The 21,594-nt window shown below is 69.2% G+C and carries 10 protein-coding genes; 1 reads left to right on the top strand and 9 read right to left on the bottom strand.

The genetic code is table 11. The features are described 5' to 3' along the window. Window positions 1-26: 26 nt before the first annotated feature. Genes ACKY0W_RS07950 through ACKY0W_RS07920 form a run of 7 tightly spaced genes read right to left on the bottom strand, consistent with a single transcriptional unit; the run spans window position 27 to window position 17,561 of the window. Complete coding sequence (locus ACKY0W_RS07950; RefSeq protein WP_406758589.1) at window positions 27-257, bottom strand: MbtH family protein; 231 nt, start codon at window positions 255-257, stop codon at window positions 27-29. Beyond that, on the bottom strand, window positions 238-1,518 hold the full coding sequence (gene mbtG / locus ACKY0W_RS07945) for an NADPH-dependent L-lysine N(6)-monooxygenase MbtG (protein ID WP_409437099.1): 1,281 nt from the start codon (window positions 1,516-1,518) through the stop codon (window positions 238-240). The genes ACKY0W_RS07950 and mbtG overlap by 20 nt, the downstream gene beginning before the upstream one ends. Beyond that, window positions 1,515-5,933, bottom strand: coding sequence for an amino acid adenylation domain-containing protein (locus ACKY0W_RS07940; RefSeq protein WP_409437098.1), 4,419 nt, complete (start codon window positions 5,931-5,933; stop codon window positions 1,515-1,517). Before ACKY0W_RS07940 ends, mbtG begins: the two co-directional genes overlap by 4 nt. Further along, entirely contained in the window at window positions 5,930-12,583 is a 6,654-nt protein-coding gene (locus ACKY0W_RS07935) for an amino acid adenylation domain-containing protein (RefSeq protein ID WP_409437097.1), read from the bottom strand. The genes ACKY0W_RS07940 and ACKY0W_RS07935 overlap by 4 nt, the downstream gene beginning before the upstream one ends. Further along, entirely contained in the window at window positions 12,576-15,512 is a 2,937-nt protein-coding gene (locus ACKY0W_RS07930; RefSeq protein WP_409437096.1) for an SDR family NAD(P)-dependent oxidoreductase, read from the bottom strand. Before ACKY0W_RS07930 ends, ACKY0W_RS07935 begins: the two co-directional genes overlap by 8 nt. Then, window positions 15,506-16,822, bottom strand: a complete 1,317-nt coding sequence (locus tag ACKY0W_RS07925; protein ID WP_409437095.1) for a polyketide synthase — start codon at window positions 16,820-16,822, stop codon at window positions 15,506-15,508. The genes ACKY0W_RS07930 and ACKY0W_RS07925 overlap by 7 nt, the downstream gene beginning before the upstream one ends. After that, the gene (locus tag ACKY0W_RS07920; RefSeq protein WP_406758583.1) at window positions 16,815-17,561 is read right to left on the bottom strand and encodes a thioesterase II family protein; all 747 of its coding nucleotides are present in this window, start codon (window positions 17,559-17,561) and stop codon (window positions 16,815-16,817) included. The genes ACKY0W_RS07925 and ACKY0W_RS07920 overlap by 8 nt, the downstream gene beginning before the upstream one ends. Before the next feature lie 212 nt (window positions 17,562-17,773). Here ACKY0W_RS07920 and ACKY0W_RS07915 point away from each other — a divergent pair, with 212 nt between their 5' ends. Further along, complete coding sequence (locus ACKY0W_RS07915) at window positions 17,774-18,145, top strand: nuclear transport factor 2 family protein (protein WP_409437094.1); 372 nt, start codon at window positions 17,774-17,776, stop codon at window positions 18,143-18,145. A 10-nt stretch (window positions 18,146-18,155) separates the two neighbouring features. On the opposite strand, the gene ACKY0W_RS07910 is transcribed toward ACKY0W_RS07915, so the two are convergent. Together ACKY0W_RS07910 and ACKY0W_RS07905 are read right to left on the bottom strand one after the other, a co-directional pair. Further along, window positions 18,156-18,842, bottom strand: a complete 687-nt coding sequence (locus ACKY0W_RS07910; RefSeq protein WP_409437093.1) for a cutinase family protein — start codon at window positions 18,840-18,842, stop codon at window positions 18,156-18,158. A 66-nt stretch (window positions 18,843-18,908) separates the two neighbouring features. Continuing rightward, entirely contained in the window at window positions 18,909-21,011 is a 2,103-nt protein-coding gene (locus tag ACKY0W_RS07905) for a copper-transporting P-type ATPase (RefSeq protein ID WP_409437689.1), read from the bottom strand. Window positions 21,012-21,594: the final 583 nt, after the last annotated feature.

The raw sequence follows: 21,594 nt of genomic DNA, 5'->3' as shown, positions 1-21,594 counted from the left end.
TCCGAATGACGGTTTCGGGAGCCAGGCTACCCCCGTTCGGCCGCCATGGCATCACGAAGACTCTTGGGCCGCAGATCGTTCCAGTGCTGCTCGACGTACTCCACACAAGCCGCGCGGTCGGCGCCCTGTTCACCTCCGTAGACCACTCGCCACCCGGCGGGAACATTGGCGAACGTCGGCCACAGGCTGTACTGCTCCTCGTCGTTGACCAGCACATAGAAGCTGCCGCTTTCGTCGTCAAAGGGATTGGTGCTCATCGGATCTCCTCGGTATCGGTGGCGCAGCAGAAAGGTGGGCGCCCAGCACCCGGTCGGACAGCAGTCCCAAACAGCTCAGGTTGGGAAAGCCAGGCCCCTGGGTGAGCCCGGCAAGGTTGGGCAGGAAAAGCTTCGGGGTGACGTGAGTGACGGCCAGGTCGTGCCCGATCGCCTCGGCCAGCCGGTCACCGGATAGCGGGCCGCCCAGGCCCAGCTCAAGCAGGTCCAAGGTGTCCTGGCCGAACAGCGACACGAACCACAGCGGGTCCGCGCCAGAGCCATCGATGACCAGGTCAAAACCGTGGACGGTCTCGAAGTTCTCGCCGCCGCGGTTGGTGCTCAGTGTCAGCCGGATCCGGCCGTCGCGGGCCACCGCGTGCGCCACCCGGCCCCGCAGGTGGCGGATCCGATCGTCGGCCAGCAGTGCGTCCTGTACCCGGGCCGAGAACACCCCGCGGTCGGTGCGGGCCAACGCATCTCGCCGCTCGGCCAGGGTCAGCGCTGTCCAGTCGGTGGGATCGGAGAACAGGGCGTTCTCGAAGAAACCCTCCCCTCGGGTGAACAGAGTCACCTGTGGGGAGATCACGGTGATCGTCGATACCCGGTGCCGGAACAGCTCATTGAGCATCGATGCGGCGGTCTCGCCGCCGCCGATGACGGCGACGCGCTCGGCGCTGATCCGGTCGGCCGCAGCCCGGTGCCAGAACTGCGCGATGGAAAGCACCAGCGGATTGCCAGGCAGGATCGACTTCTCGGCCTGGCCCGGACCGGTGATCATCACCGCATCTGCGGCGACCTCGGTTTCGCGGGTGTGCAGCACCCACCCGGCGCCGTTCACCCCCAGTCGCTCCACCTCGCCGGGAATCACGTTGAGCCGCACCGCGTCGGCCACCCAGCGCAGATACTGGCTCCAGCGCAAGTGGGTGGGGGCCGGCCGGCCCCGATCCACCCACTCGGCGAACTGGCCGGTGGCGATCAGATAGGACTGCCAGCCGTAGCGGGTCATTCGCTCGTCGAGTTCGGCGTTGCGTCCTGCCACCAGCGCCGAGCGGTACGGGAAGCCGACGTCCTTCTCCGGGCTGGTGCCCAGCCGATGCGCACCATCGGTCCAGCCCCCGGCGGCACGCCAGTTGGCGGCGACCTCGGTGCGTTCGACGGCGACCACGTCCGGGGCGGCGACACCCATCTCGCGCAGCGCTGCGGCCTTAGCGGCCACCGCGACGGCCTTGGCCCCGGCTCCCACCACCGCAAGTGTGCTCATCGCAGTTCCTCCACCAGCTCGCCCAGGCTGTCGGTGAACAGCTCTTGCAGTGCCGTGATCTCGGCGTCGCCGAGGATATCGGGCAACGTGCGCCATTGGGTCATCAGCGCCTGCCCCGACCCGAGGTCGGCCACCGCGGCGAAGACGCTCAGCTCGTGGCGTACCGCCTGGCCGGGTTCGGGCACCGACGGCAGCCCGGCGATCAGGTCGGGAGCCACCGCCGGCCCGCCCCCGGCCCGGTCGACCCGGCCCAGGTAGTTCAGCAACAGCTGCGGCCCCGGCTGAGCCGCCAGCCGGTCGGCGGTGTCGGCACGCAGGTAGGCCAGCAGCCCGTAGTCGATTCCGCCGCCCGGGATGTCCGCCAGTGCGCGCGCCACCCCGGCCGGGTCTGCCTGGGCCACCCGCAGCGGATAGATCGCGGACAACAGGCCGGCGATGTCGACGGTATCGACACCGGTCACAACCTCCTCGGCACGCCCGTGGGTCTCCAAGGCCAGCAACGGTGTCGCGCCGGCCTGCCCGCGGCGGGCCCGCCAGGCGGTGACCATCCGCGCGGTCGCCGCAACAAGCAGGTCATGCATCGGAACCGGCAAGGCCAACAGCGCAGCGGTCAGCACCCGGTCGGCGACGGTCACCGACACCGTGAGATCACCGGCGCGATCGCGTTCCGGGTCGACTCGCCGAGCACCCAGATCCGGGTCGTCGCCGGCCAGCTGGGCGGCCCAGAAGTCCACCGTGTCCAGGCTCTGCGCACGCTCGTGCAGCGCGCCCGCCCAGCGCCGGTAGCCGCTGCGCTCCGGCAGCGGATCCGCCCCGGCCAGCGCGGCGTGCAGTTCACCGAGGATCACCTGCCACGACACCGGGTCCAGTGCCAGTACGTGCCCGCACAGCATCAGCACTCCCGCGCCGTCGGGCTCGCGCAGCCACACCGCCCGCAGCATGACTCCGTTCGCCGGATCCAGGCTCTCCAACAGTCGGGTGCCGTGCTCGGTGACCACCGAAAGGTCGGCCGAGGTAACCGTGACCTCGGTCAGGATGTCGACGGGCTCGGTCGGGTACAGCGTCAGCTCGGCCGGGTCGAGTCGGGTGTGCAGCAGCGGATGAGCGGCGACGATCGCGGCCAGGGCAGCCCGCAGCTGCCCGCCGTCGGTGTCGTCGGGCAGCCGGATCGCCTCGACCTGCCCCAATCGGCGTGGGCTGCCGTATTGGTAGAGCCAGCGGCCGGCCGGCAGCAGCGGAATCGGCCCGTCGGCCGCCTGCGACCCGTCGCGCTGCGCCGCCTCGTCGGCCTCGGCCGCTTCGCGGTCCAAGGCCGCCGCCACGTCCCGAATCGTGTTGCAGCTCAAGATGGTCCGCGGACGCAACGGCAGGCCGCGCCGGCGGGCCGCCCGCACCATCGACAGCGCAACGATGCTGTCCAAACCCAGCTCACGCAGATCGGTCTCGACGCCGGGGGCTGAACCGTCGGCATTCTCTCGGCCCTCCGGGCCGGCGAACACCTCGGCCAGCAGTTCCACCAGGACGCGTTCGGTGTCGGTGTCCGCCTCTACCCCGCCGCCGAGCGGACCGGACTGCGCCAGCAGCGCCGCCAACTCCTCCGTGTCCAGTTTTCCGTTGGCGGTCAACGGCATCGATTCCACCGCGGTGATCCGCGCAGGTATCAGGTAGGACGGCAGCCGGGCGCCGATCTCGGCGCGCACCCGGGTGGTGTCCACGTGCGCGCCGGTGACAAAGCCGGCCAGTTGGGTGCCGGCCGGCCCTTGCACAGGCAGTACCGCGGCGGCGGTCACCTCGGTGGCCGCGACCAGTGCCGCCTCGACCTCGGCGATCTCGACCCGGTAGCCGCGCACCTTGACCTGGTCGTCGGCACGGCCGAGGTATACCAGGCGGCCATCCGTCCGGCGCCGGACCAGGTCCCCGGTGCGATACATCCGGCCGCCGGTGCGAAACGGGTCGGCGACGTAACGAGCCGCGGTCGCCCCGGCGCGACCCAGATAGCCACGGGTGACCTGGGCGCCAGCCAAGTACAGCTCGCCGGCCACCCCGTCAGGCACTTCGCGCAACGCGGAGTCCAGTACGTGAGCGCTCATGCCCCGCACCGCTTCTCCGATCACCGGAACATCGGTGTCGGCGACGTCGGCCACGACGGCTTCCACCGTGGTCTCGGTGGGTCCGTAGCAGTTGTGGACCGCCGTCGAGGGCGCCGCACGCAGTCGCGCCCAGGTGTGCGGGGCGATCGCCTCCCCACCCAGCGCCAGCACGGTGAGGCGGTGGTCCGAGCCGGCATCAAGCAGGCCGGCGTCGAACAGCTGGGTGAACATCGACGGTGAGGTGTCGATCATGTCCAGCCGGTGCCGGCGGATGCCGTCGATGATCGCCTCGGCATCACGCATCGCGTCGGCGGAGAACAGGTGCACGCTCTGACCACCCAGCAGGCCGACCAGCGGCTGCCAGCTCGCGTCGAAGCTCAGCGACCAGGCGTGCGCGACGCGCAGTGCGCGGCCCAGGCGCGCGACGGCGGGCGCGTACATGCGTTGCTGGTGGTCCGCGAAGTACGACGCCAGCGCACGGTGGGTGCCGACGACGCCCTTGGGTTCTCCGGTGGACCCCGAGGTGAAGATCACGTAGGCGGCCGAGTCGGGGCGGATCACGGGCGGAGTCGCGATCTGCACAGCGTCTTCGGAACGCAACTCGTCCAGCAGTTCGACGGTCAGCGTCAGCTTCGGACCAGATTGGCGCAGAATCGATTCGATGCGCGCCTCGGGCAGGCTGATGTCGACGGGAACGTAGGCCGCCCCGGCCTGCAGCACCGCCAGGATCGCGATGACCGAATCCAGTGAGCGGGGCATTGCTATCGCGACCCGGTCTTCGGGACCGATCCCCCGCCCGGTCAGCGCCCGCGCCAAACCGGCGGATTCGGCCGCCAGCTCGGCGTACGTCAGGCTGCGGTCCTCGCCGGTGAGCGCCGGACGGTCCGGGTGCGCTGCGGCGGCCGCGGCGAACAGAGCGGGAACCGAGGTGGGCGGGTTCACGTCCACCGCCCGATCGGCGATGCGGGCCCGCTCGACAGGCAACAGCACGTCCAAGTCGGCGATGCGGGGCCGCGCCGGGTCGGCCAGCTGGCGCAGCACCTGCAGCAGCCGCTGCCCAAGATCCGGAACCGATAACTCCCCCAGCGCATCTGGGATCGCTTCGAGCAGCACGGTAAGCCGGCCGTCGCGGGGTGGATAGCTGACCAGGGTCAGCGGATAGTGCGTCAGACTTTCGACCGTGACCGGGATGAAGCGCACCCCATCGGGGGTGGTGACCCCGGCCGACGCCGAGCCGATGGGCGCATTCTCGAAGACCAGCAGGGTGTCGAACACCGCGTTGCCGCTGGCCCGCTGCACCGTCGACAGGCTCAGGTAGCCCAGGTCGCGCATGGCCGCGGTGTCGCGTTGGAGCGCTTGGCAGGTGGCGACCACCTCGGCGCGCGGCGGTGTCGACGCGGCCACCGGGACGGTGTTGATGAACAGGCCGACCATGGTTTCGACGCCGGTGAGCTGTTGTGGGCGACCCGACACCACCGCGCCGAACGCCATGTCGGTCCGGTCGGTGAGTCGGCCGAGCAGTACCGCCCAGGCGAACTGCAGCACGGTGTTCAGCGTCAGCCCATGCCGACGGGCCCACTCCGTCAGGCGCGCGGTGGCGTCGCTGTCCAGCGCTACCTCGTGGGTCTGCGGGACGGCGCTGCCCACGGCGGCTCGCTCACCACCGGCCAGCATGGTCGGGGCGCTCAGCGGGACCAGGTAGTCGCGCCAGGCCGCGACAGCGGCGTCGGTGTCTTGGCTTGCCAGCCAGCCGATGTAGTCACGGTAGGGGCGCGGCGCCGGCAGCGGGTCGACGCCGCCGGCACGGTAGATCGCCACCATTTCGTCGAAGAACACCGCCATCGACCATCCGTCGAGCAGCAGGTGGTGCACGGTGAGGATCAGCCGGTACCGCTCGGGAGCGGACTGGGCCAGCACGAAGCGCAGCAGCGGTCCGCGGGCCAAATCGAAGTTCGTGGTGCGTTCGATTCGTGCGATCTCATCGAATTCAGTTGGCGCAGCTAGGATCTCCCGCCACGGAAGCACCGCTGTCGCCGGGATGATCTGCACCGGGTGCGGCAGGTCGACGTCCCAGAATGACGCCCGCAGGTTGGCGTGGCGGACCAGCATCGCCTCGGCACTGCGCCGCAACAGCCCGGGGTCGACGGCGCCCTCGATATCGATGACGAACTGCACGGTGTAGACGTCGACACCGTCCACCCCGCCCCCGTCATCGGTGGCGAGTTTGGCCAGCGAGAACAATCCCTGCTGCAGTGGGGAGAGCGCCAGCACATCCTCGATCGCCGCGGGAGCCGCAGTGCCCCGCGCAGATGCAGTCTCGGTCACGGCGAATCACCCCATGCCGCGGTCAGATCGGCCAGCGCGTCGCTGCTCAGACCCGAGACGCTCATCGGCTCAAACGCCGTGTCGGCAGCTGCTGGGGTGCCACCGGCCGCGGCCGCAGCGTCGACTGCGGCGGCCAGTTCGGCGAACGTGGGGTGCTCGAAGATCATCCGCGGGTCGACGTCCAGCCCCGCCGCGCGCGCCCGCGCAGCCAGCTGCACCGACAGGATGCTGTCGCCGCCGAGCTCGAAGAAGCCGTCACTACGCCCGATTGCCGCTACACCCAGGAGCTCGGCGCAGATTCCGACCAGGGTCTGTTCGGTGGCGGTGACCGGTGGGTCCGATTCCCCGCGCGTGGCCACCGCCGGCTGCGGCAGCGCGGGCCGGTTCAGCTTCCCGGAGTCGGTCAACGGCATGGAGTCAAGGACCGTCAGCGATGACGGGACCATGTAGCCGGGAAGCGTTGCGGCGACTGCCGCACGCACCGACGCGATGAACTCCGCCGCGTCGGAGACCGGGGTCGCAGGTACCAGATAGCCGGCCAGCGTGGTGACACCGCGCTGGTCCCAGGTACGGGCGGCGGCCATCGCCACTCCCGGTGCGCCGCGCAACGCGGCCTCCACTTCGGCCAGCTCCACCCGGAAGCCACGCACCTTGACCTGGTGGTCGGTGCGGCCAACAAATTCGAGTACTCCGTCGACGGTCCAACGGGCCCGGTCACCACTGCGGTAGAGCCGGTCGCCGGAAGCGTTGGAGAACGGGTTCGCGACGAAGCGGGTCGAGGTCAGTCCCGGCCGCTTCCAGTAGCCGCGGACGATCTGCGGGCCCGCGTAGTAGACCTCGCCGACCACCCCGGGCGGCACCGGCTGCAGTGCGTCGTCGAGCAGGTAGGCCTGCGACCCGGGCGTGGGCCGGCCCAGCTTCGGTGTTGGCGGCTCCAGTTCACCGCGCACCACCGCGCCGGAGGTCTCGGTGGCACCGAAGTTGTTGAGCAGCTGAGCGTTCGGATCCAGCGCCCCGCCCAGCCGGGCCAGCAGGTCCGCCGAGACGGGCTCACCGCTGCACACCAGCCTTCGCAGCCCGCGCAGTGCGCCGGGTTCATGCGGCGGTCCCAGCTTCGGCTCTCCTTCGTCGAGCCTCGCTGAACCGCCGGGTTCATGCGGCGGTCCCAGCTTCGGCTCTCCTACGTCGAGCCTCGCTGAACCGCCGGGTTCATGCGATTCCGCCAGCACCGAGATCAGGCTCGCCACCGCAGTCACCTGAGCCACCCGCTCGTCCACGATCAGCCGTGCCAGTGCTTCGGGGTTACGGAACTCGTCGTCGTCGGCCAGAATCAGCGTCGCCCCAACGGCCAGCCCGGCCAGCATCTCCATGCCGCCTTCCAGGAACGTCATCGACGACTGGGCCAGCCGGATGTCCTCGCCGGTGACCGGGTAGTGGGCGATCTGCCAGTTCAGGCGTGCGCTCATCGACCGGTGGGTACCGAGCACACCCTTGGGCATGCCGGTGGATCCGGAGGTGAACACCAGATACATCGGGTCATCGGGGTGCGGCACCGGAAGATTTACCCCGGCAACGTCTTTGGTCAGCTCCTCCTGCACATCGGCGTCGTCCAGGCACAGCAGCGTGACACCGTCCCTTGCCGGAATCGCATCCCGGGTGGCAGCGCTGACCAGGATCACTTTCGGCGCGACGTCGTCGATCATGAACTCGAGTCGCTGGCTCGGATAGCTCGGGTCCAGCGGGAAGTAGCCGGCGCCGGCCTTCATGATGCCGACCAGTGCCACCGGCAGATCCAGGTCGCGGCGCACCGACAGACCCACCAGGGTTCCGGGCTCCACGCCGGCGGCGATCAACAGCTCGGCAAGCCGGTTAGAGCGGGAATGCAGCTGTGGGTAGCTGAGTTCGGCTCCGGCGCATCGCACGGCGACGCCGTCGAAGCTGCGGCTGGGCGCCAGCACCTCGGCGATGGTTTGCGGATCGCCCGCGGGAATCTCGGCACCGCGGCTCCACCGCTGCAGGATGCGCTCGCGTTGCTCCTCGTCGACCAGGCTGATGTCGCGCAGCGCCCGTCCCGGATCGCCTGCCATGGTCGCCAGCACCCGGCCCAGCCAGTCGGCCAGTCGCGCCACGGTGGCGCGCTCGTAGAGGTCGGTGCGGTAGATCAGATGTCCGTCATAGCCTTCCCGGTCGGAGTCCGCTGTGGTGAACAGATTCACCGACAAGTCGGCATGGGCGATGTCGAAGGTGGGCATCACGGTGCGGAAGACCAGGTCCCCGTCGGGCCCACTGTCGATGACGTGGGTGACGTCGGCGGCCTCGCGGACGTGGACCACCACCTGAAACAGCGGGTTACGCGACAGCGTGCGGACCGGGTTGAGGGCCTCCACCAGCCGGTCGAACGGCAGGTCGGCATGTGCGTAGGCGCCCAGCGCGGCTTCCCGCGCCCGGGTGACGACCTCGCGCAGTGTCGGGTTGCCGGACAACCGGTTTCGCAGCACCACGATGTTGACAAAGAACCCGACCAGGTTGTCCAGTGCGTTGTCGGTACGTCCGGCGATCGGTACGCCGAGCGGGATGTCGTCGCCGCTGCCGGCCAGATGCATCAGCACCGCGACCGCGGACTGCACCACCATGAACTCGGTGGCGCCGGTCTCGCGGGCCAGCGCCGCCAGCCCGGCCCGCACCTGCGGGGGGACGCTGAATGCGACCGAGTCGCCGGAGCCGTTCGCGGTGGCGGGGCGGGGAAAGTCCGGCCGCGGTCCAGTGTCGTCGGCCAGATCGGCCAGCTGCTCGATCCAATAGCGGCGTTGCGCCTCGATCAACCCGGACTCGTCACGCAGCAGTTCGCCCTGCCAATGCGCGAAGTCCGCGTACTGCAACGCCGGCGGCTCCCATGCCGGCGCGGAACCGGCGGCACGGGATCGGTAGGCGATCAGCAGATCGGTGAAGAGCACCTCGACCGACCAGTGGTCGGCGGCGATGTGGTGCACCACCAGGGAAAGCACCCGTTCCTCGCCGGGCAGGTGCAGCAGTGCCGCCCGGATCGGCCAATCCCGTTCCAGGTCGAATGCGATAGCGCGCTGTTCGTCGAGCCGGGCTCGCGTCCACTCCGTGACGGGACCCGGATCGGTTTCGGGACACTGCAGTTCGGTCACCGGTACCGCCGCGGGCGCATTGATCACCTGATGCGGCAGACCGTCGATCTCGCGGAACGTGGTGCGCAGACTGTCGTGGCGGGCCACCATGTCACCGATCGCGGCGGTCAGCGCGGCGGTGTCGCAGGGCCCGGTGAGCCGGGCCGACAGCGGAATGTTGTCGCCGGTGGCATTCGGGTCCAGTCGGTAGGCGAACCAGGTCCGCAACTGGGACGCCGAGACCGGGAGATTCCCAGAGCGCGGTACCGCGACCAGCGGCGGTCGCCCGGCCCCGTCGGGTTGCGCGGCGGGGGCCCGGTCGATCGCGGCGGCCAGTCGGGCCACCGTGCTGGCCTCGAAGATCTCCCGGATGCCGATCTCCACCTCGCAGCGGGCCCGGATCGCCGCGACCAGTTTGGTGGCCAGCAGCGAGTGACCGCCAAGGTCGAAGAACGAGTCGTCGGCACCCACCTGGTCGCGGGAGAGCAGTTGCGCGAACAGTTGCGCCACCACGTGTTCGGTGTCGGTCTGCGGTTCCCGGTAGGGCGTGCTCTCGATCGGCTGCGGGTCGGGCAACGCAGCGCGGTCGATCTTGCCGTGCGCGGTGATCGGGATGTCGTCGACCACGACGTACGCGGACGGCGCCATATATTCCGGCAACGCCGCGGCCACCCGGGCCCGGATCCGCGGAATCTCGACGGAGTCTTCCCCGGCGCCCGGGCCGGCGGGGGTCAGATAGGCGACCAGGCTGCGGCCCAACCCGGGAAGGTCCGAGACCACCACCACGCACTGGCCGACACTCGGATCCACCGAGATGGCCGAGGCCACCTCTCCGAGTTCGATCCGGAAGCCACGGACCTTGACCTGGTCGTCGGCGCGGCCGATGAACTCCAGGTCGCCGGCGGCATTACGGCGGGCCAGATCCCCGGTGCGGTACAGCCGCTGGCCAGGCGTCCACGGGTCGGCGACGAACCGCTCGGCGGTCAGGCCGGGACGGTCGAAGTAGCCGCGAGCGACATGTGTTCCGCCGATGTAGATCTCGCCGATCACTCCGACCGGCACCGGCGCCAAGGCGTCGTCGAGCAGCCACATGGTGGTGTTGATGTTCGGGCTGCCGATCGGCGCGATCCGGTTGCCCTGGGGTCCTTCCACCTTGAATCGGGAAGAGTTCACCACGGTCTCGGTGGGGCCGTAGAAGTTATGCAGCAGGGCATCGAAGGTGGCGTGGAACTTGTCTGCGAGTTCGCCCGGCAACGGTTCGCCACCGATCGGGATACGGCGCAGGGTGCGCCACTGATTCACGCCGGGCAGCGACAGGAACAGGCCCAGCAGTGACGGCACGAAGTGCATGGCGGTGACGCCTTCGCGCTGCAGCAGGTCGGTCAGGTAGCCGATGTCGCGAAGACCGTCCGGGCGTGGAATGACCAGCCGGGCACCGTTTCCCAGGGTTCCGAACAGTTCGCCTATCGACACGTCAAAGCTCGGCGAGGCGACCTGCAACAGAACGTCGGTGTCGTCGATGCCGTACTCGCCGCCGAACCAGACCAGGTACTCGGTGATCGGCGCGTGGGAGACCTCGACACCCTTGGGCAACCCGGTCGAACCCGAGGTGTAGATCAGGTAGGCCAGATTCTCTGGCCGCAGCGGGCGCACCCGCTCGGCGTCGGTCGGGTCGGTGTCGGGCTGGCCGGCCAGATCGTCCGCGGTCAGCGGTTCACGCAGCACGATCGACGGACGGGCGTCACCGAGGATGAATTCGATGCGGTCCGGCGGGTATTCGGGATCGACAGGAACGTAGGCGGCGCCGGCTTTGGCGATACCCAAGGCGGTGACCACCAGATCCGTCGAGCGGCCGAACAGCACCGCGACCTTGTCTTCGGTGCCGATGCCGGCCGCGATCAGGTGGTGTGCGATCCGGTTGGCGCGCGCGTTGATCTCGGCGTAGCTGTATTTGCCATGGTCGTCGACGACGGCGATGGCGTTCGGCGTGGCCGCGGCCCGGTCGGCCACCAGTGAACCCAGGGTGGCCGGCGCCTCTGGGGGCGGGACGAAGTCGGGTCCGCGGGAAATCGCGTCCAGCCAGGCCCGGTCGTCATCGCCGAGGATGTCCAGCTCGCCGACGGTCGTCTGGGGCTGTGCCACGGCGGCGGACAGCAGCTGCACCAGGTGGCGCAGCAACTGCTCGACCAATCCCTCGTCGAGCACGTCGTGCAGGTATTCGGCCTCGATCAAAGCGCCGTCAGCGTCGGCCTCCACCATGATCCCCAGCGGCAGCTGGGCGACCTTGCCGCGGTAATCGGCCCGCGTGCAGGTGATCCCATCCGGCTGGAATCCGCCGCCCTGTGTCGAGCGGAAACCGAAACTGAGCCGGGTGAGTCGTTCCACTCCCCCGTGCCGGCGATCCGGGTTGAGTTCGCGCACCACCCGGTCGAGGTTGATGCCCTGGTGGCCGAATGCCCCCAGTGCGGCGTCTCGGGTCCGAGCCAGCAGTTCGTTGAAGCGGTCCGCGGCGACGACCCGGGCGCGCAGCACCACGGTGTTGCCGAAGTAGCCGATGGCCCCTTCGGTCCCGGCGGTGCGGTTGAGCACCGGTGAGGCGATGAGGAAGTCGTCGGTGGCGGTATAGCGCTGGATCAGAGCGGACAACGCCGCGGCGATCACCATGTAGGGCGTAGCGCCGTTGCTGCGCGCCAGATCGGCGATCCCGGCCATCAATTCGGCGGGCAGGGTGCGGGTGCACAATCCGGCGCGCAGCGTGCTGGGTATCGCCGAGCCGTGCGGGCCGGGCAGCTCCAGGGGATCCGGCGGGTCCGCCAGCAGAGTGCGCCAGTACTTCAGCTCCGCTTCGTGGCCGGAGCCTGCCGGTGCGACCGGATGCGGTACGGACGGGCGGGTGGCGAACTGTTCCGGGTCGGCATAGGCGGCCGTGAGGTCGGCGAAGAAGACCGCCCAGGAGTCGTCATCCCAGGCGATGTGGTGGGCTACCAGCAGCAGAATGTGTTCGTCTGGTGCAACCCGGATCAGGGTGAGCCGCAGCGGTGCATCGGCGTCCAGCCGGAACGGGGTGCCGAATTCTCGCTGAGCCAGTACTTCCAGCCGCAGCGCCCGGGCCTGTTCGGCAAGGTCGGACAGGTCGTGGGTGGCAAAGCCAGGTGTGACCTCGGCGATCACCGGGTGCGGTTCGCCCGCGTCGTCGACGGAATAGACGGTGCGCAGCACCGGGTGGCGCGCGGCCACAGCGGCCAGCGCGGCCTGCAGCCGGGCGCCGTCCAGCGGGCCGTTCAGCCGGTAGGAGACCGAGATGTTGGCCAACGCGCCGTCCGGGTCAAGGGCCTGCACGAACCACATCCGGCGCTGTCCGTCACTCATGGTCAGCGGCCCAGACCCATTGGTCGGCCCGGAATCCGGCTCCGAAGATGCCGACGTGGCAGCGAGCCCGCGTTCGGCGAGTCGACGGCGCAACAGTTCCAGCCGCAGCTCGTTGGCGTCGGTCGCCTGGTCGACGGCGTCAGTCATGGGTGAACACAGTCCTTTCCGTAGCCGCGGCCGGCGCTGCGTCATCACGCAGCGCCGCCGTCAGCTGGGCTCCGGTCATTCCAGCCAGCAGTGGGCCGAGCGCCACACGCAGGCCGGTGGCCCGCCCCAAGCGCTTGCGCAGGTCCAGTGCGAGCAGTGAATCCAGGCCGAGATCGACCAGGGCCCGGTGCATGTCGATGTCGTCGGGGCCTTCCAAGCCAAGCACCGTCACCAGTTCGTCGACCACCATCTCACCGATCGGGCGATCGGCCTGCCCATCCGCCGTTGCGACGGTCAGTGATTCGTCGAAGGGCGAGGGCACGCCCTGGCTGTCGAAGAACACGGCCAGTCGATCGAAATCGGCGGCCAGGATCGCCGGGTCGTCCGGCGCGGCAAGAAGTCCGGCGGTGATCGCGGCCTCCGGGAGCATCGGGGTGAGGCCGGTTCGGGCGATCCGGTCCTTCTCCTCGCCGCTGACCACGGCCACGCTGCGCCACAGTCCCCAGCGGATTGAGGTGGCACCCAGGCCCTGGGCTCGCAGCTGTCCCACCAGCGTGTCGGCCATCCGGTTGGCCGCCGCGTAGAGCCCGTGTCCCGAGCCGCCCCACAGCGCCAGTACCGAGGAGCAAACCAGCACGCGTGCGTCGGCGTCCAGCGGCCAGTGCCGTGCCAGGTTGTTCAATCCGATCACCTTGGCGCCGAACGCGTCCCGAACTGCATCAGCCGTAATCTGCGACGCGGCCACGGCCTCTGCCGACGCCGTATGCACCAGCAGGCCGGCCGGACCGGGCCGGTACTGCGCGATGACCGCCGCGACTGCGGCCCCGTCGGTGATGTCGCAGCGGATCGCGGTGATACGCGCCCCGGTACGCGCACGCAGCGCATCCAACTGCGCGGCAATGGCATCACTGGCCCCGCTGCGGCTGAGCAGGACGATATCGCGTGCGCCGTGGTCGGCGCAGAACGCCACGTAGGCCATTCCGATGGCACCGGTGCCGCCGCTGATCACCACGGTCTCCGGGACCGTAGGCACCGTCGCAGCACAAGCGGACTCGACAAATCGACGGGCCGCCAGGCCTCCGGCACGTACTGCCACCTCGGTGTCGGTCAACCAGAGTGCGGCACCCGCGGCTCGCAGGTCGGCGGCAGTCGGCTGCACCGGCAGATCGAGGTGCGCGAATGTGTGGTCCGGGTAGTCGAATCCTGTGCTGCGGTGCAGCGCAGCCAACGCCGCGGCACCTGGGCTCGGTGGCGGATCACCATCGAGATACTCGGCGCCGCGGGTCAGCAGCCATACCCGGCGGCAGTTCTGTCCTGGCTGAAGGGCGGTTTGACCAACCGCGTTCCCGGCGAACTCGGTTGCTGCGGTGGTGATATCGACCGCGCCGGCGAGCGGAGCGACCAGAAGCAGGAATTCGGCGGCGGCCGGGTCCACCACTTCGACGTCCAACTCCGCCGCCAATTGCGCGGTCAGCTCAGGCGATTGCCCGGAGTAGTCGATGACGGCCACCCGCGTGGGCCGCTGGCCCGGCTCGGTGACCGGCAGCCAGCGTTCGGTCATGACCACCGGCATCCGATGGCGCGGCGCGGACGTTTCCGTGCCTGCCCATAGCCGGTTGGTGTGCATCGGTGCGTGCGGAAAATGCCGCAGCAGCGCAGGAGCATCCGACACAAAGTCGCGCCAGCGGTAGCCGGGGTCGACGATCGCCGCGGCTGCGATGTTGGCCGCCAGTGCCTCGCCGGACGACTGGTCACGGTCGGTGCTGCCCAGCACTTGGGCGGGCCCGACCGAGTCCGCGAGCGCCACCAGCAGGGTCGGATGCGCTGACATCTCGATGAACGTCGTAACACCGCGCGCCACCGCGGCTGCGGCAGCCAGGTCGAACCGAACCTGCCGGCGCAGATTGTCGAACCAGTACTGGCGGAACGTTGCCGCGAGCGGGATCGGTCCGCCGTACACCGACCCGATGAATTCCACTGGGGCGCTGTGGAATTGAGCATCGGGAAGCTTCCCGGTCAACTGGTCTCGCAACGGCTCCAGGGCGCTGGTGTGCGCCGGATAGCGCACCGGGAGTTCGCGGGCGAAGATTCCGCGCCGGCCGGCGGACTCCAGAATGTGCTGTATCGCCGGTAATTCGCCGGAGACGACCACCGATTCGGGGCCGTTGACCACCGACAGCTCCAGCCACCCGGGGGTTGCGGCGATCATATCGGCGGCGGCGTCGGCACTCAGGGCGATCATCGCCATGCCGAACCGGACTGGGGCGTCGGCGGCCAGCAGGTCGGTCAGCTGTGCCCGTGCGGCCACCACCGCCACCGCGGCATCCAAATCCACCACGCCGGCGGTGTAGGCGGCGGCCAGCTCCCCGAGGCTGTGGCCCACGGTGATGTCGGGAAGCACTCCGAAGTGCCGCCAGGTGGCGGCCAGTGCCGCGGCGTGGGTGAACTGGGCGGCCTGCACCACCACCGGGTCGGTGTCATCGGTGCCGCGCAGGTAGCTCAGCGGCGAAGCGTGCCCGGCACGCAAGAAGGCGTCATGGCAGCGGTCCGCCTCGGCGCGGTAGGCCGCGAGGCCGAGCAGCTCGGCTCCCATGCCGGGCCACTGGTTCCCCTGGCCCGGGAACACGAAAGCGGTGCGAGCGGCCTCGGGTTGATGCGACCGGGCCACCAGCGGGTGTTCGACGCCGCGGTAGACGGCGTCCAGGCCGGCGATGAGCTCGGCGGTATCGCGGGCCCGGATCACCGCGCGATAGCGGCGCACCGGACGGGTGGCCCGCAGCGTCTGGGCGACCGCCTCGACCCCGGCGGAATGCGTGTGCAGGTAACGCGCCAGCGCGCCGGCCTCGGCAGCCACCAGGTCGCGGGCGTGTGCCGAGATCAGCACGGGGATCCGGCCGTCGGGCAGGGTGGTCGGGTGGCTGTTCAGCACGGCGCGACCTCGTCCACCCCGACGATCAGGTGCGCGTTGGTGCCGCTCATCCCGAACGCCGACACCGAGCCGATCCGGCGGCCCTCGTTCGCCGGCCAGGCGGTGATGGTCTCGGCCAGCGTGATCGGGTGCCCGTCCCAGTCGATGCCGTCGTGCCAGCCGTCGCGGACGTGCAGGGTGGGTGGGATCGCCTGGTGCTCGGCGGCCAGGAGCACCTTGGTCAACCCGAGCGCCCCGGCCGCGGCCTGGGTATGCCCGATGTTGGATTTGACCGAACCGAGCCGTGGGCCGGCGCCGGTCGTCGTGTCGGTGCCGTAAACGCTGATCAGCGACCGCAGTTCCACGGGATCCCCGACCCGAGTTCCGGTTCCGTGGCCCTCGATCATCCCGACCTGGCCGGGGTGCACGCCGGCATCGGCCAGGGCGTGGCGGAACAGTCGCTGCTGGGCCGCCTCGCTGGGCGTGAGCAGGCCGGTGGTGTGACCGTCCTGGTTGAGCCGACTGGCCAGGATCTCGCCGTAGATGTGCCGGCGGTCGCGCAGCGCGGCCGATTTTCGTTGCAGCACAAAGATTCCGGCACCTTCGGCCCACACCGTTCCGGTGGCGGCGGCACTGTAGGGCCGGCAATGGCCGTCGTCGGAGAGCGCGTGCTGTTTGGAGAACTCGACGAAGAAGCCGGGCGAGCCCATCACGCATACCCCGCCGGCGAGCGCCATGTCGGTGTCACCGGTCTGAATCGCCTGCACCGCCAGGTGCAACGCGGACAGCGCCGACGAACAGGAGGTGTCGACGGTGATCGCCGGGCCGGCCAGCCCCAGGGTGTAGGCGATCCGGCCGGAGATCACCGACAGTGCGGTGCCGGGCAGCAAGTGACCGCTGTGCGCGCTGAACTGCGCCATGTCCGGGCCGTAGCCGGTGACCGACGCGCCCAGGTACACGCCGACGTCGTGGCCGGTGAGCTCGTCGGGATTGATGCCGGCATCTTCCAGGGCGCGCCATGCCACCCGCAGCGCCACTCGCTGCTGCGGGTCCATAGCGACGGCCTCGCGTGGCGCGATACCGAAGAATCCGGGGTCGAATTCGGCGGCGCCGGAGAGGAATCCGCCCGCGTTGCAGATCGGCTTGAAGCCCTCACGGTGCGATCCCTCGATGAGTTCGCGCACCGCCCAGTCCCGGTCCTCGGGGATGGTGCTCAGCGCCTCGCGGCCGTCGGCCAGCAGTGACCAGTACTGCTCGGCCGTGTCGATCCCGCCGGGAGCCTCGACGCCGAGGCCGGTGATGACGACCGGGTCCTCGCGCCGATCATTCATCGGCGATGATCCGCTTCGCCAAGGTCTCGATGTGCTCGTAGTGGTAGAAGTGCCCGCCGTCGTAGAGCGACATCGCGCAGGCGCCGGTGGTGTGGTCGGCCCAGCGTTCCAGCAGGTCGGCTCCGACCCGGTCGTCGGAGCGGCCACCGAGCACCATGATGTCGGCGCTGATGGTCGCCTCGGGTGCGCACTGGTAGCGGTTGAACGCCAGGTAGTCCGAGCGCACCGGGGTCAACAGCAGGGTGAGGAATTCCTCGTCGGCCAGAATGCGCGGGTCGGTGCCGCCCAATTGGGCGAGTTCGGCGCGCAGGTCCGCGTCGCCGGTGGGCACCTTGCGCAGGCCGGCCACCAGGCCGGGCGCGGGCGCGGCCGAGGCCCACAGCCGCTGGATCTCGATGCCGCGCTCTTCGGCGAGCCGGGCGAACTCGAACGCGACCAGCGAGCCCATGCTGTGCCCGAACAGGCGCAGCGGCCCGAGCTGGTGCCAGGGCGCGGCGTCGAACAGGCTGCGGGCCAGCTCCGGCAGGGTTTCGGCGGCCGGTTCGCGGAAACGGTCGGCACGCTGCGGATATTGCATGACGTAGGTGTCGGCACCGGCGGCCAGGGCCAGCGCCAGGGGTCGGTAGTTGACCGCGGTTCCGCCGGCGTGCGGGAAGACCAAAGTGGGAGCGCCGGGCCCGGGAAAGCGCCCGATCCAGGAGGGGAACTGCGCGACGGCCGAGGTGTCGTCGACGGCCATCCGATCCCCTCGCAAGTATTAGTAAAGGCTGCCCTAATTTCCCTGCGTTAGGTTACCCCTATAGGAGGCGGGCCGGAAATCCGGGCGCCTCTCGGCCGGTCCTGGCCCCTCCGCCGCACCGAGCGTGCACTGAGCCTGATTTTTTGCCCCTTTCCTCGCGCTGAATGCACGTTCGGCGAGGGCGGGGCCGCGCTGTGGGCCACACTCCCCTGATGGATGTCCGCACCACGATCGATACCTACCTGCGCGCCTGGACCCAACAGGACCCCGAGCTCATCGTCACGATCTTCACCGACGACGCCACCTACCACGAGCGGGTGCTGGGCGAACCCATCCGCAACCGAGCCGGGATCCGCGACTACTGGCAGCGCAAGGTCGTCGAGGGACAGGCCGATATCGACGCCCGACTGCTCAACCTCTACACCGCCACCGATGGCAGCACGGTGATCGCCGAGTGGGAGGCGACCTTCGTCGACCGCGTCCAGAACGTGCGAAAACGGATGCGGGAAGTCGCCATCCTGGAATTCGCCGGCGATCGGATCGCCAGCCTGCGTGAGTACTGGGCCTCGGAGGTAATCGGGTAGCCGTCCCGCGTCAGAGATGGCTCGCCACGAAGCCCGCGGCCTGAGCGGGCATCGGCGACTGCGCATAGGACAGGTGCGGAGCGGAGAACATCTCGTCATGCGAGGGCAGCGCCAAGGCTCCCGGAGTGCAGATCGGATCGCCGTCGGCGCACAGATCGATCGCCTTGGCCCCGTACCAAGGGCTGATCTCGCTGATCGGTCCGCCCAGGTACCGGTCGGTGGGATTGCCGAACACCGCGACCGCGGCCACGTGCGCAGCTTCCTCCTCGGACAACGTCGCGGCGGTGAAGCCCGCCACCGATGCCCGCGCAATGGTGATCAGGTCGATGACCATCGCGCCTTGGGAATAGCCGCCGAGCACCAGCTTGGTGTTCGGACAGGTTGCAACCATGGATTGCACGTGGGTGTTCGCATCGCCGGCGCCGGCGGACGCCGAGGGCGGCCAGTCCTCGGCTGCCGGGTAATTGACCGCGTACACCCCGACGGAGCGCCCCCCGACCTGCGAGCGCAGTGCATCGATGAATTTCTGGCCAACTCCACCGACACCGGGCGCCTCCGCGGTTCCCCGGGCGAAGGTCACCTCGATGTCGGGACAGCCGGCAGCCGAGGCGGAGGGGACGACCGGGGCGCTGGGCAGCGCAGCCAACGCCGTCACCACCGGAATGCTGAGCAATAGGAGCGATCGGCGCGCTTTCATATCACCGATGCTGGCACACACCGACCATGCTCCACCAGCCCCTATCGCAGCGTTTACCTGCCTTTTTCAGTCATCTCCGGTCAGACGCTGGGTGCGCAATCGCAGCGCATTGCCGATCACGCTGATCGACGACAGGGACATGGCAGCCGCGGCGATCAGCGGTGACAGCAGCAGTCCGAACGCCGGGTAGAGGATGCCGGCGGCAATGGGAATGCCGACCGCGTTATAGGCGAACGCGAAGAACAGGTTCTGCCGGATATTGGCCACGGTCATCCGGGAGAGTTCGCGTGCGCGCACAATGCCGGTGAGTTCGCCATTGAGCAGGGTGACGCCAGCGCTTTCCATGGCCACATCGGTGCCGCCGCCCATGGCCAGCCCGACGTCGGCGGCGGCCAGCGCCGGGGCGTCGTTGACGCCGTCCCCGGCCATGGCCACCACCCGCCCGGCGGTGCGCAGCCTGGTGACGACATCACTCTTCTGATCGGGCAGCACATCGGCCTCAATCCGGTCGATCCCCAGGCGGCGTCCGACGGCCTCTGCGGTCACCCGGTTGTCGCCGGTCAGCATGACGATGTCGATACCTTCACGGCGCAACGCGGCCAGTGCCGCCGGAGTTGTGGCCTTGACCGGGTCGGCGATGGCGAAGATACCGGCCGCCCGGCCGTCGACGCCCAGATAGATCGCAGTGGCTCCATCCGACCGCAACCGGTTGGCGTCGGCCTCCAACGCGCTGACGTCGATCCGCTGCGAGATGAGGAACTCGGCGTTGCCCGCCACGACATGGCGGCCGTCGACGACGCCGATCACGCCTCGACCGGCCGGTGCATCGAAGCCGTCGACGGCGGGAACAACCACGCCGCGGTCCGCCGCCGCCGCAACGATGGCTTGCGCCAGCGGGTGCTCGGAGGCCCGCTCGACACCTGCGGCCAGTCGAAGGATCTCCGCGGGGTCGAAACCGGGCGCAGCGACGATGTCCGTCACCGCGGGATGTCCTTCGGTCAGGGTGCCGGTCTTGTCGACGACCAGGGTGTCGACCTTCTCCATGCGTTCCAGCGCCTCAGCGTTCTTGATCAACACGCCCAGCCTGGCTCCGCGGCCCACTCCGACCATGATCGACATCGGCGTGGCCAGCCCCAGCGCACAGGGACACGCGATGATCAACACCGTAACCGCGACGATCAGGGCGTGCGCCAGCTTGGGGTCGGGACCGAACAGGCCCCACACGATGAACGCGATCACCGCGACGACGATCACCGCGGGTACGAATATTCCGGCGACTCGGTCGGCGATCCGCTGGATCGGCGCTCGAGAGCGCTGCGCCTGCGCGACCATGGCCACTATCCGCGCCAACATGGTGTCCCGGCCGATCTTTTCGGCGCGCATGACCAGCCCGCCGGACTGGTTGATGGTGCCGCCGATGACGGTGTCGCCGGCGGTTTTGGTGACCGGCATCGATTCGCCGGTCACTACCGACTCGTCGATCGTGGATCTGCCGTCCTCGACCGTACCGTCGACCGGAACCCGCTCGCCGGGCCGCACCCGCAGCCGATCGCCAAGCTGCACCTCGTCGAGGCTGATCTCCTCGTCGGCACCATCCGAACGGATTCGCCGGGCAGTCTTCGGTGCCAGATTGAGCAATGCCTTGATGGCGCCGGACGTCTGCTCGCGCGCCCGCAGTTCCAGCACTTGGCCGAGTAACACCAGGACGGTGATGACGGCTGCCGCCTCGAAGTAGACGTCGACGGCGCCCATCGTCCGGAACGAGTCAGGGAAGACACCGGGCGCGACAGTGGCGACCACGCTGTACACCCAGGCCACGCCGGTGCCCATCGCGATGAGGGTGAACATGTTCAAGTGGCCGGTGCGCACCGAATCCCAGCCACGGACAAAGAACGGCAATCCTGCCCACAACACCACGGGCGTGGCCAGCGCCAACTGGATCCAGGCCGATACCGACGAAGAGATGACGTCCGGCACCCAGCCGAACAGGTGGCCGCCCATGGCCAGCACGACCACCGGCAGTGCCAACGCCAGGCCCACCCAGAAGCGGCGGGTCATGTCGGCAAGTTCGTGGTTGGGACCTGCGTCAGCGGTGACCAGGACCGGTTCTAGCGCCATGCCGCAGATCGGGCACGACCCCGGGCCCGGCTGGCGAATCTCCGGGTGCATCGGGCAGGTGTATTCCGACGCCTCCGGCACGCCCGAAGGCTCGACGCCGATGCCGGCGCCGCAGTGATCGTGCTCGTCGTGGCGCTCGCGGCCGGTCTGCGCTGTCATGCGCAGCAGCCCATCGAACCCCAGACCGCTTGCTCGGCGTGAATTGCTATTTGTCGCAGCATTGTTTGTCCGGCATCTGCTTATCCCTCGGCATGTCCGGAGACATCTTCTGGTGAGACATTCCCGGACCCGACTTGTGCGAGCTACCGCCGTTGTGCTCGGACCCGTTGGGCGAAGGCGCATTCGGGGCATGAGACGCGGCGGCCGTTACCGGACCCAGCGTAACCGCACCGGAGGCTCCAGCCCAGGTTCCGACGAAAAAGACTCCCGCCGTGACACCGACGAAGCCCAAGGTGGCCGCGATGGCGCGCCGGAGCTCGCCCACGGTACGACCGAGCTTGCGGACGATTCCCATTTCGACTCCTTTCGACTGCCGCTTATACCCTAAGGGGGTATGGGTATATCGCGTTTGACTGTACAACCCCGGCAAACCTGTCGCAACTGGGACTTAGCGAAACGACGATCCGCACCAGCG

The sequence above is a fragment of the Mycobacterium sp. SMC-14 genome (assembly GCF_046250075.1).
Taxonomy (GTDB): Bacteria; Actinomycetota; Actinomycetes; order Mycobacteriales; family Mycobacteriaceae; genus Mycobacterium.
The sequence above is the reverse complement of the archived record's forward strand: the minus strand, read 5'-3'. Positions and strand labels throughout refer to the sequence as shown.